Source organism: Mesorhizobium sp. M0998 (assembly GCF_040318885.1).
Taxonomy (GTDB): domain Bacteria; phylum Pseudomonadota; class Alphaproteobacteria; order Rhizobiales; family Rhizobiaceae; genus Mesorhizobium.
In genome coordinates, this window is sequence record NZ_JAMYND010000027.1 from 25,578 (window position 1) to 41,027 (window position 15,450).

Genomic DNA, 15,450 nt, shown 5'->3' on the forward strand with positions numbered 1-15,450 from the left:
CAGCGCACGCGCCAGATCCCGACGCTTCAGCGTCACGAGGGACAGGAACGGCAGTGCCGAGACCGCGCCATTGATCGTCGCAGAGCCGACGCCGCTCTCATGCTGATGCAGCTGGAATCGACCGATGTCCTCAGCCGTCGCAGTGTCGGGCGAGCGGCCAAGGAACACAGCGAAGCGCCGGACGTGACGAACGTAGTCCTGCTGGGTATGGGAGCCCAGGCCACGCATGAGCATGTCGTGCTGCATGCGCTGGCGAAGCGGAGAGATTGGTGCATCGGTCGACAGGGTAGCCATGGCGAGTTCCTCTCGCGAAGGCAGAAGTTAAAGGTTCAAATCCTGTCGGGTGCAGCATTGCACAGTTCGCTTGCCGACAACTATTCCTGCTGGAATTGACAGGGCCAATCTTCAGGCCTCGTCAAGCCAGAAGGCAACTCGGTCCGGGCGTCTCCGCAAGCCATGTTGAGCTGCCACTGGGACAGACCCGCCGAATTGGAAAGATCGACGCCCTCGATACGGGTCAGAAAGAAAAAGGCGCGGTCAAAGTCTATCGGCGCGGTGAACGTCGCTCCTCGGAAGTCCGCCCGTGCGAGATTGGCAAACGAGAAGCGGCTGCCGCTGATATCGGCGTCATGGAACTGCGCACGCCCCAATTCTGCCTTTGTGAAATCAACATTGGTCAGATTGGCGCCCTGGAAATTCGAGCGCTGTATTTCCGCGCTCGCAAACACAGCGCCCTGCGCGTCCATACGGCTGAAGTCGGTCCTGTAGGCCTCGATTCTGTCGAACCGGGCGCCTTTGGCGGTCGAGTCGGCCAGGGAAGCACGCACAAGCGTTGCCTTCTCAAGATTTGCCGCAAGGAGATTGCTGTTCCTGAGGTCGGTCGAAGTGAAATCAACACCGAACAGGTTCGCCCCGCTCAGGTCTTGTCCTTCTAGGATGAGAAGCTTCTTGTCACACTCGTGCCAATTGACGCCAGGCGTCGCGGCTGCGTCGCAATTGTGAGCAGCAGTGGCGTTCTGCCAAGCAAACACAGTGCAAACCGCTAGAACCAAGCCGGATGCGCCGTAAGCTCTGGTTCGCCTCAAAGTCATTGTTGCTGGACCTCTGCTACTCGCCGACACTCAACCTTACCACATCTGCTGACACTCGAGCCACCGTGACCACCGCCGTCACAGTTAGCGCATTTCTCATATTCAAGCTTTGATGTTGATCAACCGATCAACCCGCGCGTAGGGCGCGATTTGCGAGCGCCTCCCCATATCATCGGAGGCCAGCAGAGATTCATTTGTCACCGGCCAGGCGCATCATTCCGTAGGTATGCTTGACTAAGCCGAGGAGAGCGGTCGTTCAGGCTGGCGAAGTCCCTCCGCTCTGGACGTTTGTCTCGTTAATTGGGAGCCTGCTCGGATGCTGACCGCCACCGCCGCCGTCCGCTGCCGACAAGCGTGAATCCGCTCGGTTCCGCACCGATCGGTACTTCCCGACGGCGAGGTTGACCCGGCACGGGGTGCTCGTCGCATATCCTAATTCCGCTGTCGCATGAATCCCACGACGTCGCTTAGCGAAGCCGAAGTTGATCTCTGCCATCTCCCAGCTCGAAGCATCAACCCCGCATATTTGTGTCGTAAGCTGACGTGCCGCGAATACGCCTTTTTCGGTTGGCGGGCTTTATGGCGGACGCGCAATCTATTCTTGTATTTTTATCAACGTAAACAATGTCGTATGGCGGAGAGGGAGGGATTCGAACACCGCGCTTGGAAAAGGGTCCCTCTCGCGTGCAGGCCGCTTACTCTGGGCGGCAGAGTGCCCTTCCGCGCTTCGCCAAACCTGCCGTGGGAAATGCCTTGCCGTTTTTTCCGGCGGGGCTTTGATCAGATCGTGACTATTAGTGATTTATGCTGGAACTGGTTGCGGAGGTTAGAGTCGGACCTATTTGCGCCGATTAAGAAGTCCCGTCAGCAAACGAACTCGGTTACAGCACTGTATCGGCGGTATCCCTCTACCGACTCGAGCCGCGACCGTTTCTTAGTCGCGCCTACCGTTTTGCACGCCCTCCTCTGCCCAGGCGTGGCGGAAGGTTGAACCAGTTGGGCGACTGCTAGGTTCCGGACTGGAGGTAAGGTCGCTCGCTGAAAGCACGGCAGGTGGCATGCGGCACATGCGCGACAACGGCGGCGGAGGGTTTGAGAGGGCCGGAGCCCCGACAGCTTTCGGCAGGTCGAACGATATAGTCGAACGGCCGAAATCGGGGCGCAAAGCTGCCATTAAGCACAAAGATAACAAAAAGCATCGGCGATCGGCTGAAGCCGCTCCTTCTCAGTCTGCTGGCGAACCGCGTAACCGGGGCAGATTTCCGGGCGAAGGGGTTTGCAGGCGAGCGCGTTCGTGATTCACCCTATGCGTGACGCTACCACCGACTGATTCGTTTGAAGGCTGTCGCTCGCGGAACTCCGCGGGTTGGTTACTGCGCTGATCGGCGAAGTGCGCGGTCCAAACATGTTCGAAGTGGTCGATCGCAGGGCCGCGTCGCACGGTGCAGAAGGCCATGCATCGTTGATTATGCGCAAACTGCTATCGCGCGCCTAGTCGGAACTCACGCATCGAACAGTACATCACGTCTTCCGTCCCCAGCGCACCGGCGGCCTCCCCACTCGCAATCCAAATAGACGTCTTTCAGCTGTTTGATTGGCATGTCAGCGTGAGCGAACGCAAGGTCCTGAGCGTCAGAAGCCGACAATGAAGCCGGACTGATTGCGATCAGCACGGTGCCGAGCGTCACAGGCGCGAGGGACTTAACAACTGACATGATCATTTTGAGATCCTCCCCAGCTCCCGTCGGTCAACATTCAGTCCTTGGGGTCGCAGGTGTAGTGCCGTTCGAAGGTCCCGTCCGCGCGCCGCGGCTTGTCGAAGCCGATGTAAGGCTCGATCGCGCGCTCGTGGACCAGCCAAAGGGGATCTCGGCCGAGGTGTAGCCACTGCCGGCGGCCAACCGTTTCGGGATCGAGGCCGAAGCGATCCTGGTGCGCTCGATCGTCGTGCCGGCCGCGCCTGCCTCCGCATGACGGATGGCGCGGCTTCGCAAATCGCACATGATTTCGTCACGTGAGATGCCGATGTCGCCAAGGACGTCATCGGGTAAACGGCTCAACTGGTCCGTTGCCGACAAGAGAGCTTTTCGCTCGGCGCGGAGGCGTAACCACCTGCGAAATGGACCAATGGCGGCAGCATGAATTATAACCATGATCAGATCGTCCCTTCATTGATCTGAATTGACCGGTACGGAACGGCGCGAACGGCACTCCGGGCGAGAGCGTCAGCCGTCCGCGAGGCGAATTAGGCGTAGTGGTCGATGGATTGGTTTTGCCGCGGCGTGCCCATACGGCGGGCGGTGGCTGGCCCCGGGCCACGCATGTAATAAAGCTCCGGGCGGTAGCGCGGCGCGACGAATTTGCGAAACCCCGCAGCAAGTTTTGTGACGGGAGCCAAGAATTTCATGACTGTTCCCTTTCCCTTCGCCGGCTTTCACACGAGCCGGCGGGCCTGACGTTGCAACAAGGATATGACAGTCGAACCAGGCTCGGCTGTGGGAATTCCCACACCGGGGAAAACATTGGCGAAATCCGCTCCCAGTTTGCATCCCGGAAAGCGGGGCCTGCGGCCATCAAATTTCCTTGGATAGGGAGTAAGGTGAAGTACACTTGATTGAACAAGAGACCGTTGTGACAGGCTCTCTGGCCTTCATCTCAAGACTTTGCGATGCCGACCTCGCCGCGCTGACCAAACGGTGGCACGAGCGCAGCTATCGACACAACGAGCTAATCATTTCCCACGGCGACACTGGTCGCGATGTCTTCTTCCTGCTGGAAGGACGGGCTCGCGTGACACTGGTTTCAGCGGACGGCAGGGAGATAGCGTATCGCGATGTCGAACCGGGCGACATTTTCGGGGAGCTCGGAGGCATTGACGGGATTGCACGCTCTGCCAGCGTAGTCGCGCTGGAGGCAACCCGCGCTGCACGGCTGTCCGGCACAGCATTCCGGGATATCGTGATGACCCACCCGACTTTTGCCTGGATGCTGCTTGAGCATCTGTCTGCCCAGCTCCGGCGCATGACCGAGCGGGTATTCGAATACAGCACTCTGGTCGTGCGAAAACGGCTGATCGTCGAGCTCCTGCATCGGGCGGAGAAAGCCGCACTCGTGGACGGCGAGGTGTCCATAAGCCCGGCACCGACGCATTCCGAGCTGGCGGCAACGATGAGCACGCACAGGGAAGCGGTCTCGCGCGAAATGAGCGACCTCGCCAAGAGAGGCCTGATCGAAAAGCGCGGCAGCAGGTTATTGCTGCATGACGTCTCGGCACTACGGGCGCTGGTCGACAAGAAGGAATAGCGAAGGCTGTCGCTGCGGCGGGGGGCACCGCACGTTTCATGCTCCTCGGCCGCAAGTGATTATTCCTTCCGGCAAACCGGGCAACCTAGCGTGCCAGCGCGCGGGTCGGGCTTTGATCGCTTCACCCCTTGCAAGAATCATGACTCGGCTTCTTGATGCGGGCACGGCGTTATCCCCAGCCTGCTTGCAGACTTACAAGGGCGGATCGAAGGGGTGAAGCCGCATGGACGTTAAATACCAGATCTTCGTCAGCTCGACCTACGCCGATTTGGTGGACGAAAGACGGTCGGTCATCGAGTCCGTTCTTAACCTCGGGCATATTCCTGTGGGATGGAGGCATTCCAAGCCAGCGACGACACTCAATGGGATTACATCAAGCGGCGCATCGATGACAGCGACTACTACGTACTCATCGTAGCAGAGCGGTACGGCTCAGAGTTGAAGGGTAAGAACTACACCCAGAGGAGTACGAATACGCCGTCGCCCAAGGCGTGTCTACCGGTGGCGTTTTTGCTCGAAGGCGGTGCTCGCAAGACGTGGGCCGCGGAAAAGGTCGAGTTCGATAAAAAGGCCAAACTCGAGAGATTCCGAAAGCTATATGAAAAGAAGCTCGTCAATATTGGCGCAACAAGGACGATTTTGGCGGGTAAGGTTGCGATGGCTATTAGACGTTATGACCGTGGTCTGAGCGGCCGCCCGCCCTTAGTCTTTGCAGCTGTTAAGCAAACGGGGGTTGCTCGGGAGTGCCGAGCCGAGCCCCAAGCGAAGAAAGGACGAGCCATGGAGCAAGATAACGTTTTTTACGTCGGTGTCGATGTGTCGAAAGCCAAGCATGCTGTCGCGATTGCCGAGGGCGGACGCGGTGGAGAGGTCCGGTATTTCTGCGAGGCGTTCCCCGCGCGCCGTCACGGAACGTCGTAGCCGTGAAGCCGAACCGTGCCGGTCCCGTCATCATGAACAAGCGTCACCTCGCCAGTCATCGTGATCGTGTCGCGTTCGGACAGTTTCGCCATCGGCATCGCCCTCGCAAAGGCCGCCGCTGAACTGGACGTGGAAAGCGCCATCATCGACGGTGAGATCGTCGTATTGAACGAGACTGGCCTGTCTGACTTCGGAGCCTTGCGGAAAGCCATCACCCGACGCCAGCACGACCTCTATTCGTCGCCTTCGATCTTCTGCATCTCAATGGTCACGACCTGCGCGACATGGCGCTGGAGGACCGCCGCGAGATCCTTGCCGAGATGATCCCGGACGGTGGCCGTATCCAATTCAGCCAGGCGCTTCCCGGCGAGGCTAAGGCGATCTTCCCACCTGATAGACCAGGCGGGGCTCGAAGGCATGGTGTCGAGGCGCAAGGACAGCAAATACCGGAGCGGCAATTCGACGGCTTGGCTCAAGACCAAAGGCTTACAGCATCGATGAATACGAGTTGCTCGGCGTCGAGCGTGAACCCGGAAAGCCGGCTTTCGCCCTAATGGCCGAGCGTGGCACAGGCCGCTATGTCGGGAGCGACTTTATCACCTTGAACCGGGAGATGCGGGAACGCCTCTGGGAGCGCGTACAGGAGCATTCTGGGCCCGCGCCAAATGATCGGCTAATGCTCATGGACAAGGCCGCCTATCTGGACTTCGTGGTCGAGGTCATCCGCCGATCAACCATATCTCGTGCCGACATGTCAGCCCTGTAATCTTGTCGTTCCCAGGTTTGGCCTCGTCCAGCATGGCATGCCCGCTCTTCTGTGTGTATCGAGGGCATTGAGCGGCGTGATGATCAGCAAGACAAGTTCAGTTGCCGCGCTGTCGTAGTGTGGCGTGCAAATACTTGAGCACTGCGATTTGGAATTCCCAAGCCAGGCAATTTACGAAAAGCTCGGTCCTCTTGCAATATCGCACGCGATATCCAATATGCCTGCATGAGACTGCTTCTCGATACGGCGACCATGGTGGCGGCGATCCGAAGTGACGCTGGCGCCTCGCGCCAACTGTTGGTGGCGGCTTTGGAGCGCCGGCTGACGCTCATCGCTTCGGTGCCGTTGATGATCGAGTACCAGGCGGTCATGACAAGGCCCGAGCACCTTGAGGCTTCCGGCCTGTCGGCTGAGGATGTGAGCGCGTTGCTAGATGCCGTGGCGTCCGTCGCCGAGCCGGCTCGCCTTCTCTTTCTCTGGCGGCCCGCCGTGCGCGACCCTGACGACGACATGGTGCTGGAAGCGGCGGTAAACGGACGGGCGGATGCTATAGTGACGTTCAACCTACGCGACTTCGGCAAGCTGGCCGAGCGCTTCGGTATCATGGTCCTGTCGCCAAGTGAGGCGCGGAGAGGATTGGAGAAAAAGACATGAGAAGAAGCAATTTCGCACTGCGACTTCAGCTCTCGCTTCTGGATGAGGCGCGCAAGGTGGCGGAGAGCGAAGGCGTGCCGCTCAACCAGTTCATTAACGTGGCAGTCGCTGAAAAGCTTTCGGCGCTGCGCACGGAAAGTTACTTTCAGGAACGCGCCGCCCGTGCCGACCTTCCCAAGGCGCTGCATATCCTGAAACGGGCCGGCAAAGGGAAGGCGCCGATCAAGGGCGACGAATTGCCGGAGTAATGTACCCCGAGGGGTAGAGCGGTACCGCTCGTACCGGAGTTTGCCTGCGTCCAAAGCGGCCGCCGGGCCGAAGACTGCCGGTCAAGGCTGGCGCAGCACACGCCACAGCGATGCGGCTCTGGCCTTGACGGGCTGACTTCGGTCCGGCGTTCTCTCGACAAGCAGGCAGTTCCCTCGTCGAACATGATTTCCTTATCGGGAAAAGCCTGGACGAACTCTCTCCGACGCTGCTTCCACTTCGGCAACGGGCGAACCCGCTTGAAGATAGGCGAATACCCGAAACCAGAACCGGTACTCCCGTATCCGCCCATTGCAATACGCCGACACGGCGCACCAGGCGATTGCGGTTGCGGCTGTCTTTCCCCACAGGGCTGTCGCTGCCTCTGCAGCTTCAGGCACGGTCCGTTTCTGCACGGCGGCATCGCGGTTGAAGGCATCCAACAGATTGGGATCGCTCACCGCCCGATGGTGAGACGTGCCCGCCACAAGATACGGTCGTCATCAGCTGCGAACATCCTTTGGCCGAGCAACGGCAGGCAATGACGGTGCGCCGGCTGAAACGAATTTACTATGTCCGCAGCCTCGAATATTACGCCGCCCCGCGCCGTAGCGACCGAGCACTGAAAAAAGCTACACGATAGCGTAATGGTGGATACGCGATTGGAGCTACACATATGACCTTGAACATCCGAAACGACGAGGCTGACAAATTGGCGCGGGAGCTTGCCCGCCTCGACCGCACCAATATCACCGAAGCGGTGATATCCGCTCTCCGTGAGACAATCCGAAACCGGATGCAAAAGGAGCGGCCGCGCGAGACCGCACAGAAGATTCTGGCAAAACATGGCCTGTCTTTCCAACCTGATCGAAAGCCGGTCCCACAAGAAGCCTATCACGACCTGGATCACGATCTGCAGGGCGACGAATAATGTTCGTGGATGCCTGTGCCATCGTGTCGATGATGGCTGGCGAGGACACGGCCGATAGCTATGAAGCCGCCTTGCTGGAAGCGCCCTCCCCCTTCACATCGACGCTCGCCGCGTGGGAGGCGATTATTGTTCTATCCCGGCCGGACCAGCTGAATTGCCCGTACAGCGCCGCCGAGGCGGTCGTGGTCAAATGGCTGGAAGCAGAAGAATCGCGCTTCGCGAGCCAGGATCGCCGCTGCGAGTACTGTCCTATGCCGTCGCGGTTGCCGAAAAACACGGAATTGGCAACGCTACCTCAGCAATTTCGATTGCTTTCACTACGCCTATGCCATGACAATGCGCGCGCCGCTGCTGACGCTCGACGGGCTCTTGCGCGAAACCGAAGTGAAGATCCTGCCACAAAGCACAACGGCCCTTTCCGCGGAAAAAAAGCCATAGCCGGAACGCGCCCCCAGAGCGCGCTGTGTGTATTGGCGATCTGCTGCCGCCGGGCGTGCTCAACATCGTCAACGGCTTTGGTCTCGAGGCGGGCAAGCCACTCGCGTCGTCGCCGCGCATTGCCAAGATCGCCTTTACCGGCGAGACCACGACGGGCCGGCTGATCATGCAATATGCCAGCCAGAACCTTATCCCCGTAACACTGGAATTGGGCGGCAAATCGCCAAACATCTTCTTCAAGGATGTTGTCGCCGAGGACGACGATTTCTTCGACAAGGCGATCGAAGGCTTCGTCATGTTTGCGCTAAACCAGGGCGAGGTCTGTACCTGCCCGAGCCGCGCGCTCATCCATGAATCGATCTACGATACGTTCATGGAACGCGCGCTGAAGCGCGTCGAGGCGATCGTACAGGGCGATCCGCTCGATCCGGCGACGATGATTGGCGCTCAGGCCTCGTCCGAGCAGTTGAGAAGATGACTGGAAACCGGATTAGCCTATGCATGCAAAAAAGTTACGGCGACGCCGGAAGCCCCTGAACTGATCGCGGAAATTGTTGCCGAGCACGGACCAGTGCTGTTCCACCAATCCGGCGGCTGCTGCGACGGGTCTTCGCCGATGTGCTATCCGCGTGCTGGCTTCATCGTCGGCGATCAGGATGTGTTGCTCGGCCACATCGGCGACGCGCCCTTCTATATCGGGGCTTCGCAATTCGAGGTCTGGAAGCACACCGACCTCATCATCGACGTAGTGCCTGGCCGCGGCGGCATGTTCTGCCTCGATAACGGACGGGAGAAGCGATTCCTGACACGGTCGAAGATCTGCGCTGTTCAGATCGGGACGTAGCCTTCCCATCCGACTGCAGCCGATGCTCAGACCGCTACCGAACGCCCGCCTTGCCGGTTTCGAAATATTTGTCGAACTTTGTCGCGATGCTCCTGACAAAGGGCCGGCTTTCCGCAGGCACGACGAAGCGGTCACCATCAAGTTCAAGCAACCGCGCAGGATCTTGGAGGGCCGTGGAACTCGCTCGGACGAGAAGTCTTTGGCCGGCTGCGCACCGATATTCTTCCTTGGCGCATCGAGGGCGATGTCCTAGAGGTTGTCGGCAATACACCGGTTTTCGGCGGCGAAAAGGCGATCACTTACGCCGATGCCGCTCTGGTCCTTCGCGCTTTGTGCGTGAAGCGGCTCCGGAGCGGCGACGTCGGCAACTAACACGTGACGCTGCGTAGGTTCCCGTCAAAGCCGGAGGAGCCGGGCACAAGGGCAGCTCGGCTCCGTATCATCCACCCAGTATGCGTCACGATTTGCCCTGATCGCCTCTATTTGCCGCGCCCGACAAAGCGCTTCAGTCGACCTCACCTCGTCCACTTCGGCAAGACGTGGCGAGCGTCTGCGCGGCCGGCGAATTCATCCAACCCGACCCGCTTGCTGACACTGAAGAAGCAGGGCCAGGTGCCGAAGCGCATGATCCCCGACAAGCCTCGGCTCCTATGGAGCAGCGCGACCCTCCGGCTGCCCGCAACGATCTGGAGCGAGGCCAGCGCGAGCCCGCTGCCGAAAACCACGCCGAACGGCCCCGGGATCGGCGTCAGCGCCGGAATGGCCAGAAATAGGATTGTGAAGCCGATGCCGGTTTGGCGAATCGGGCCTCTCGCCAGGGCGGTTGGAACTCGAAATCACTGAAGGGGTTCTGATCCGCGACCCGACTACTGCGTTGTTCTTCGTCGGCTAAAGTCGTTTGGTGTCAAGATTGCCATGGATGATTTTGGGACGGGGTATGCTTCACTCGCGTCTGGCGCAGAAGTCTGCGGCGCAGGCGAGCGTGCGGGCGTGCAATCAATCGTTCGTCAGATATTTCATCCGCTACTTGGAGACGCGGCGCTCAGCGATGGCGTGGCGTCCGCATCGCTGATATTGTCTCGCCAGACTGTAGGACGGCAGCATACGATGAATAGCGACCCCGAGAATCCCGAGTCCGTTGAACAACTACTCGACGTACCGGACCTCGCCAATGCTTTGGAAAACGAACAGTTCAGAAAATTTCTCGATCAAGTGCCGATTGCGATCGCAGTGTCGGACTTGCGAGGCGACGAACGTGTGGTCTACGCCAATCCCGAATTCGAGAAGCTGTCGGGTGTAAAGGCGGAAGAGCTTGCTCGGGAGGATTGGGCGGTCCTTTCCGCCAGCGGTCTCAATGAGCCGGCGGACCAGTCGCTGACCGAGGCGCTCGCGGACGAGACAGATTTCGTCGGGACGTTTCGGCTTCACCGCGGCGAGGATGAGCCCGCTATCGTGGACGTCTATTCGAATCTCATTCAGGAAGACAATGGCAAAGTCTGTTTTCGCCTCGTTGCCCTTGTCGACGTTTCGGCCCACAGCGAGACTGACACCCGCCAGACCGAGGAGCGTATCCGTGAAAAAGACGTTCAGCTGCGCGAACTACAGCACAGGGTAAAGAACAATTTGCAAATGATTACCGCCCTGATCCGAATGGAAGCTCGAAATGCGGTAGAGCCTGACCAAAAGCGTTTCGACCGCCTGGCAGGCCGCGTCAATGCCCTCGCGATGCTCTACCAAGCACTTTCCGGCGGCGAACCAAAGGACGAGGTCGATCTCGGCGTCTATCTCGGTCAGATCGCCTCGGCAGTCATGACGTCGCATGCTACCGAAGGTATCCGGCTTGATATGAGCGTGGACTCGTACCCGGTTTCGATCAATGTCGCCATGCCGGCGGGACTGGTTGTGAATGAACTGCTGACCAATGCACTGAAGCATGCTTTTCAAGGACGCGAAGGCGGCACGATCACTCTGCACAGCACCGTTGAAGGTGACGGGTGTCGTGTGGTCGTTGCCGATGACGGCATCGGCCTGCCAGCAGGCGAGACATGGCCCAGGCATGGCAAGCTCGGTGCGCTAATCGCGCGCTCGCTTATCGAAAACGCCAATGCGCAATTCCATGTGAGCTCCAGCCCGAATGAGGGCACGAAGGTAACTATCCTGTTCAGGCGGTCCGCCGCCGCCGCTCCGTAGATCGGACCTTGTCCAGACGAACCGCGCTGGTGGCTGGAGAGCGAATTCCAAGACTCTTGCCCGCAGATTTCGACGCGCCTTCTTCGATCGCTGACGGCCGCTAACGTCAGGGGAGCGGGTCCTTCAGCTTGCGGTTTTTGCCTTCGCGGTGAGAGCCGTTCCGCGGCAGCCCTGTTGGATCAGACAGCTTGTGGAGGAGCTTTCGCGTCATTTATTCAGAGCCAGCGCGCCCGTCGACAAGGTCAGTTTCGAGCGCCTGCTGAGTGGTTCGAACGTTCTCAACTATCAGCTTTATTCGGACTCAGCCCGTAGTGTCGTCTGGGGCTCTTACTTCTGGGGTTCCCGGCTGGTGCGCCGGCATTTGAGTTGACGTTGAACGCATTTGGAACCGGCGGAGGGGCCGCAACCATATACGGCGCAGTCCTTGGCAGCCAACCAACGGCGCCCCTGGAAGCTATCTCTCGGCTTTCTCCGGTAGCAATGTCGAATTTCGCTACCGGTATACTTCTTCCAGTTCGTGCAGCACGGGAACGGGCGCGATCTCGCGGCCAAGCTTTAGCGTAACGGCTATCGTACCGGCCAACTGCCTGGTCGCCATGCAGAACATCGATTTTGGATCTGTGGGAACGCTAGGCGCAAATGTCGACGCGACGGGGCAGGTGTCGGTCACGTGCACGCCGGCTACCGCCTGTACTGTCTCCTTGAATGGAGGCACCACCGGCTCCACGCCAACAGCGCGCAAAATGTCGAAAGGCGCGGAAACAGTCACCTATGGCCTATTTAAGGATGTCGCGCGGTTGCAGCCATGGGGTGATGCATCGACCCCGGGAAGCACGGTGCCGGGGACCGGAGACGGTGCGACCCAAAACCTGACCGTCTATGGACGGGTGCCGCCGCAGGCGACACACTGTGGTGGTGACGATCACTTACTGAACATGCCCGGTACCATGTCTTGCGAAATGACCCAAGACGACCCTGTCGGCGCCTCAACGTGCCGAATCTATGGACGGGTGTGCGTGGTGGATAGCCCCGCAGCGCTGCGATCCTGACCAAGAGAAGCCCGCCACCTTGCGGGTGACGGGCCGGCCGCGAGGCCAGGAGAGTGTTGTCAAAGCCTCACGGCCGATTCGACGCTCCCGTTAACGGCGCACTCTCCTCAGCGGCGCGCGATCAGCATGCAAAGCTGACGCAGATCGCTGTCATACGTGCCTTCGCTGCTGAGCACGTCGGCGCAGCGCTTCTTCATGCGAATCAGCTGGCTGCTGGACAGCTGAGCAACAACGCTCGGCGGGGTGCCGGGCGTCCCTGGCGTTCCAGGTGTCCCCGGCGTTCCGGGAGTCCCAGGGGTGCCGGGAACGGCACCGCCACCAACGCCAACGCCGACACCACCTGTGCCACCAACGTTGGCGCCGACCCCCGCTGTAACGCCGCCCGCGCCACCTACATTTGCGCCTGCGCCGGCAGTGACACCACTCCTGCCGCCTATATTAGCGCCTGCCCCAGCGGTCACGCCGTTCGTGCCACCTATGTTGGCGCCAGCACCGGCAGTGACACCACTCCTGCCGCCAATATTAGCGCCGGCACCGGCGGTAATGCCCCTGCTGCCGCCTATGTTAGCACCAGCGCCGGCATTCACTCCGCCGCGCCCACCGATCGAGGCGCCGGCTCCCGCTCTGATGCCGCCACTACCGCCGATCGAAGCGCCGAGACCAGCGTTGATGCCGCCTGGGCCGCCAATTGATGCGCCGGCACCGACGTTAATTCCCGCCGCACTGGAAGGAAATGATAGAGATAAAACAAGTGCACCACCGGCTAAAGCTGTGGCGAAACTCTTGACGAAATTTGCCATGACACTCTCCTTTGATACTTGCCTCATAGTAGCAGTTTCAATGCCCGCTACTTCAGCGATAACGAGCTCAGAGAGTTAGTGGATTGCTAACCCGGAACTATCTTTGAGATTGTCACTTACGATTAGAAAAATATTCTGAAACAATTTGAAATGAATGGAGCGAGTACATTCTCGGCCCAGGCTCTTTCGTATTCGGCGATGAAGTTCACATGAGGGGTGTCACGCGCAGAGGCGCAAGTGTCGAGAACGGCGGGCACAATCGACCTCCTTACGAAGAGGATAACAGTGCCACGCGGCTTCCTACTCCAGAACGAGCACGCCCTCCTCCTTGGCGGCCTCCTGCAGGACTGCACCGCCAGCGTCCACTTCGGTCCCCTCTTGGTCCACTTCATGAGTTCCTCGGCGGCACCCTCGACATGGCTAACCCCGTACCGGATGCCAGGTCCGTCGGTCCTGACGTACACCGGAGGGGAGAACCAATGGGTTGCCATGGGGGGAACTTAGAGCGGCACAGGCCTGCCGACCAACGCAGGTTATAGGGAACGATGTAGGCCCTCGCGGGTTTAGAACTCGCAGCGCTCGGTTCTTCTCTTGGATGTGCAGCCGCTGTTGGGGCCCGTCGCCTTTCTCATGGGCGACGGGCCTCTTGGTTAGAACAGTCCGCTGGTTGCCATTGGGGGGAGTAACGCCCCCTCCTCTTTTGCAGCAGCCGGGAATGCCTTACCAGCCACTTGAGGTGACACCTTATCGGCCAGCGCGGCCGTGCAGATACGTACCGCAACGTTCCACCGATGTCCCCGGTTAGTCCACTTCATGAGTTCCTCGGCCGCACCCTCGACGCGGCTGATCGCGACGCGGACACCTGGGTGGTCGGTCCTGACGTAGACCGGAGGGGAGAACCAATGGCGAGACATAGAGGAAACTTAAAGCGGAACCAGCCTGCCGATCAACCCAGGTTGTAAGGGAACGATGTAGGCCCCTCGCGGGTTTAGGGGTTGCAGCGGGATTCTTCGTGATGTGCAGCCGCTGTTCGGGTCCGTCGCCTTTCTCACGGGCGGCGGACTCCTTTCGCGAAGGCGGTGTTGGCCAGAGAACGTTTACCGCAGTTCAAGTTAGCTAGTTGTCATTGGGAGAGTAATGTCCCCTCCTCCATGGCAGCGGCCAGGAACGCCTTGCAGCACTCCTCAGGCTCCATCTCGTCGAATATCACGGCGTGGCAAACGCGCAACTGCGAGGTCCCAGCAAGGGCCACGCTTGGTCCACTTCATCAGCTCCTCGCCGGCTGTCTCGGCGTTGTTGACGTTGCGGATTTCCCCTGGACGCCCGGTCTTGACGGGGACCGGAGGGTTGAACCAGTGGCGAGCCATGAGAACTCCTATTCAGGAAAGATCATGCCCTCCTCCTTGGCAGCTTCCTCGAACGCGTCACGGGCCTGCTGTGGAGACACCTTGCCGCTGATGGCATCCATACAGGCGCGCTCCGCCTTTTGCCACTTACCACGCTTGGTCCACAAGACGAGTTCCTCGGCCGCAGCCTGAACGTGGTGGACCCCGTAGCGGAAGCCGTCATGCTCCGTCTTGACGTACACCGGAGGTGAGAACCAAAGGATTGCCATAGGCGGAACCTAGGGACGGACTTGCTATGCGGCCAGCTTCCGGTCGGGAGTATTGGTTCTGACGTGGGGGCAACCAGGGAGAGCCATGCGGCTATTCCCGAAGATCGAACGCGACGAACAGGCCAAAGGCTGGTGCAACATCAACAATAAGAGCGACCAGCTCGCAGTCACTTACCACCAGATGTGGCCCGTCGCGGCGCACCGCCGCAATAGTGTCATTGACGGAGACGATTTGGCCCCGACGGGCTTGTAAGATCAGCTCTTCACCAAGCTCGTGGGCAGTCATTTTGCTGGGTCGGCAGTTCGTCCAAATGTTCATACCAGGCCTCCCACCTCAGCGAGAAACCCAAGCCGCTATTCTGTAGGTCCCACAAAAAAATCAATGTTCCGATCGTACGAAGTAAAGGGGCGGAACGTTTGGCAGAATTTCTGAGCGGGGATCGGATAACTGGCTCGCGCGAAGAGCCCCCGACCTGCTAATCAGGGAAAGAGCCTGCCCTCCTCCTTTGCTGCCTCCTCGAACGCGTCACCGGGCCTGCTGTGGGGACACCTTGCCTCTTATGGCATCCACACAGGCGCGCTCCCGCGCTCGGTCCTCGTTT

19 protein-coding genes and 7 pseudogenes are annotated in these 15,450 nt (G+C 59.7%); 14 read left to right on the top strand and 12 right to left on the bottom strand.

Going from position 1 to position 15,450, the window contains the following annotated elements:
* Positions 1 to 99: 99 nt before the first annotated feature.
* The 5 genes and pseudogenes from NKH59_RS23185 to NKH59_RS23205 all read right to left on the bottom strand — a co-directional run.
* A pseudogene (locus tag NKH59_RS23185) lies at positions 100 to 294 on the bottom strand (phage integrase N-terminal SAM-like domain-containing protein); the annotation flags it as partial.
* An 80-nt stretch (positions 295 to 374) separates the two neighbouring features.
* Positions 375 to 1,091: a pentapeptide repeat-containing protein gene (locus NKH59_RS23190; protein WP_352456374.1), complete on the bottom strand. Its 717-nt coding sequence runs from the start codon at positions 1,089 to 1,091 to the stop codon at positions 375 to 377.
* A gap of 1,502 nt (positions 1,092 to 2,593) precedes the next feature.
* A complete protein-coding gene (locus NKH59_RS23195; RefSeq protein ID WP_353023200.1) occupies positions 2,594 to 2,812 on the bottom strand; it encodes a hypothetical protein in 219 nt (72 codons plus the stop codon).
* Between the two features lie 34 nt (positions 2,813 to 2,846).
* The gene (locus NKH59_RS23200; protein ID WP_353023230.1) at positions 2,847 to 3,092 is read right to left on the bottom strand and encodes a hypothetical protein; all 246 of its coding nucleotides are present in this window, start codon (positions 3,090 to 3,092) and stop codon (positions 2,847 to 2,849) included.
* A 244-nt stretch (positions 3,093 to 3,336) separates the two neighbouring features.
* On the bottom strand, positions 3,337 to 3,498 hold the full coding sequence (locus tag NKH59_RS23205) for a hypothetical protein (RefSeq protein ID WP_167522729.1): 162 nt from the start codon (positions 3,496 to 3,498) through the stop codon (positions 3,337 to 3,339).
* 224 nt (positions 3,499 to 3,722) lie between these two features.
* Here NKH59_RS23205 and NKH59_RS23210 point away from each other — a divergent pair, with 224 nt between their 5' ends.
* From NKH59_RS23210 to NKH59_RS23235, 6 genes and pseudogenes are all read left to right on the top strand, one after another.
* Positions 3,723 to 4,394, top strand: a complete 672-nt coding sequence (locus NKH59_RS23210; protein WP_029356805.1) for a Crp/Fnr family transcriptional regulator — start codon at positions 3,723 to 3,725, stop codon at positions 4,392 to 4,394.
* Between the two features lie 223 nt (positions 4,395 to 4,617).
* Positions 4,618 to 5,315, top strand: a pseudogene (locus NKH59_RS23215) (DUF4062 domain-containing protein).
* Between the two features lie 284 nt (positions 5,316 to 5,599).
* The gene (locus tag NKH59_RS23220; protein ID WP_352542933.1) at positions 5,600 to 5,869 is read left to right on the top strand and encodes a hypothetical protein; all 270 of its coding nucleotides are present in this window, start codon (positions 5,600 to 5,602) and stop codon (positions 5,867 to 5,869) included.
* Positions 5,824 to 6,081, top strand: a complete 258-nt coding sequence (locus NKH59_RS23225) for a hypothetical protein (protein ID WP_352816374.1) — start codon at positions 5,824 to 5,826, stop codon at positions 6,079 to 6,081. The genes NKH59_RS23220 and NKH59_RS23225 overlap by 46 nt, the downstream gene beginning before the upstream one ends.
* Before the next feature lie 225 nt (positions 6,082 to 6,306).
* On the top strand, positions 6,307 to 6,735 hold the full coding sequence (locus tag NKH59_RS23230) for a putative toxin-antitoxin system toxin component, PIN family (protein WP_353023202.1): 429 nt from the start codon (positions 6,307 to 6,309) through the stop codon (positions 6,733 to 6,735).
* Positions 6,732 to 6,983 carry a hypothetical protein gene (locus NKH59_RS23235; RefSeq protein ID WP_023722511.1) on the top strand — a complete coding sequence of 84 codons (252 nt, stop codon included), beginning with the start codon at positions 6,732 to 6,734 and terminating at the stop codon, positions 6,981 to 6,983. The genes NKH59_RS23230 and NKH59_RS23235 overlap by 4 nt, the downstream gene beginning before the upstream one ends.
* 192 nt (positions 6,984 to 7,175) lie before the next feature.
* Here the strand turns inward: NKH59_RS23235 and NKH59_RS33545 are convergent, their stop codons facing one another.
* Positions 7,176 to 7,469 carry a Y4oE-related protein gene (locus NKH59_RS33545; RefSeq protein ID WP_502904358.1) on the bottom strand — a complete coding sequence of 98 codons (294 nt, stop codon included), beginning with the start codon at positions 7,467 to 7,469 and terminating at the stop codon, positions 7,176 to 7,178.
* A gap of 188 nt (positions 7,470 to 7,657) precedes the next feature.
* Between NKH59_RS33545 and NKH59_RS23240 the strand changes: the two genes are divergently transcribed.
* From NKH59_RS23240 to NKH59_RS23255, 4 genes and pseudogenes are all read left to right on the top strand, one after another.
* Entirely contained in the window at positions 7,658 to 7,912 is a 255-nt protein-coding gene (locus NKH59_RS23240) for a type II toxin-antitoxin system VapB family antitoxin (protein WP_352507621.1), read from the top strand.
* A gap of 32 nt (positions 7,913 to 7,944) precedes the next feature.
* Positions 7,945 to 8,013 (top strand): annotated as a pseudogene (locus tag NKH59_RS23245) (type II toxin-antitoxin system VapC family toxin); the annotation flags it as partial.
* 368 nt (positions 8,014 to 8,381) lie between these two features.
* Positions 8,382 to 8,825: pseudogene (gene adh, locus NKH59_RS23250) on the top strand (aldehyde dehydrogenase); the annotation flags it as partial.
* A 3-nt stretch (positions 8,826 to 8,828) separates the two neighbouring features.
* On the top strand, positions 8,829 to 9,194 hold the full coding sequence (locus NKH59_RS23255; protein WP_353023228.1) for a DUF779 domain-containing protein: 366 nt from the start codon (positions 8,829 to 8,831) through the stop codon (positions 9,192 to 9,194).
* 34 nt (positions 9,195 to 9,228) lie between these two features.
* Here NKH59_RS23255 and NKH59_RS23260 read toward each other — a convergent pair.
* Both NKH59_RS23260 and NKH59_RS23265 read right to left on the bottom strand, forming a co-directional pair.
* Positions 9,229 to 9,402 (bottom strand): annotated as a pseudogene (locus NKH59_RS23260) (coproporphyrinogen III oxidase); the annotation flags it as partial.
* A 448-nt stretch (positions 9,403 to 9,850) separates the two neighbouring features.
* Positions 9,851 to 9,988 (bottom strand): annotated as a pseudogene (locus tag NKH59_RS23265) (exopolysaccharide biosynthesis protein); the annotation flags it as partial.
* 5 nt (positions 9,989 to 9,993) lie between these two features.
* Between NKH59_RS23265 and NKH59_RS23270 the strand changes: the two are divergent.
* The 4 genes and pseudogenes from NKH59_RS23270 to NKH59_RS23285 all read left to right on the top strand — a co-directional run.
* Positions 9,994 to 10,145 (top strand): annotated as a pseudogene (locus NKH59_RS23270) (EAL domain-containing protein); the annotation flags it as partial.
* Positions 10,146 to 10,301: 156 nt separating this feature from the next.
* Entirely contained in the window at positions 10,302 to 11,384 is a 1,083-nt protein-coding gene (locus tag NKH59_RS23275) for a sensor histidine kinase (RefSeq protein ID WP_352542777.1), read from the top strand.
* A 190-nt stretch (positions 11,385 to 11,574) separates the two neighbouring features.
* Complete coding sequence (locus tag NKH59_RS23280) at positions 11,575 to 11,754, top strand: spore coat protein U domain-containing protein (protein WP_352923077.1); 180 nt, start codon at positions 11,575 to 11,577, stop codon at positions 11,752 to 11,754.
* A gap of 226 nt (positions 11,755 to 11,980) precedes the next feature.
* Positions 11,981 to 12,433, top strand: coding sequence for a Csu type fimbrial protein (locus tag NKH59_RS23285; protein ID WP_352816331.1), 453 nt, complete (start codon positions 11,981 to 11,983; stop codon positions 12,431 to 12,433).
* Positions 12,434 to 12,540: 107 nt separating this feature from the next.
* On the opposite strand, the gene NKH59_RS23290 is transcribed toward NKH59_RS23285, so the two are convergent.
* The 4 genes from NKH59_RS23290 to NKH59_RS23305 all read right to left on the bottom strand — a co-directional run bounded on the left by NKH59_RS23290 (position 12,541) and on the right by NKH59_RS23305 (position 15,167).
* Positions 12,541 to 13,233, bottom strand: a complete 693-nt coding sequence (locus NKH59_RS23290; protein WP_352542754.1) for a hypothetical protein — start codon at positions 13,231 to 13,233, stop codon at positions 12,541 to 12,543.
* A gap of 650 nt (positions 13,234 to 13,883) precedes the next feature.
* Positions 13,884 to 14,147: a DUF982 domain-containing protein gene (locus NKH59_RS23295; RefSeq protein ID WP_352816329.1), complete on the bottom strand. Its 264-nt coding sequence runs from the start codon at positions 14,145 to 14,147 to the stop codon at positions 13,884 to 13,886.
* 461 nt (positions 14,148 to 14,608) lie between these two features.
* Complete coding sequence (locus NKH59_RS23300) at positions 14,609 to 14,848, bottom strand: DUF982 domain-containing protein (protein ID WP_352542755.1); 240 nt, start codon at positions 14,846 to 14,848, stop codon at positions 14,609 to 14,611.
* Between the two features lie 91 nt (positions 14,849 to 14,939).
* Entirely contained in the window at positions 14,940 to 15,167 is a 228-nt protein-coding gene (locus NKH59_RS23305; protein ID WP_353023204.1) for a hypothetical protein, read from the bottom strand.
* Positions 15,168 to 15,450: the final 283 nt, after the last annotated feature.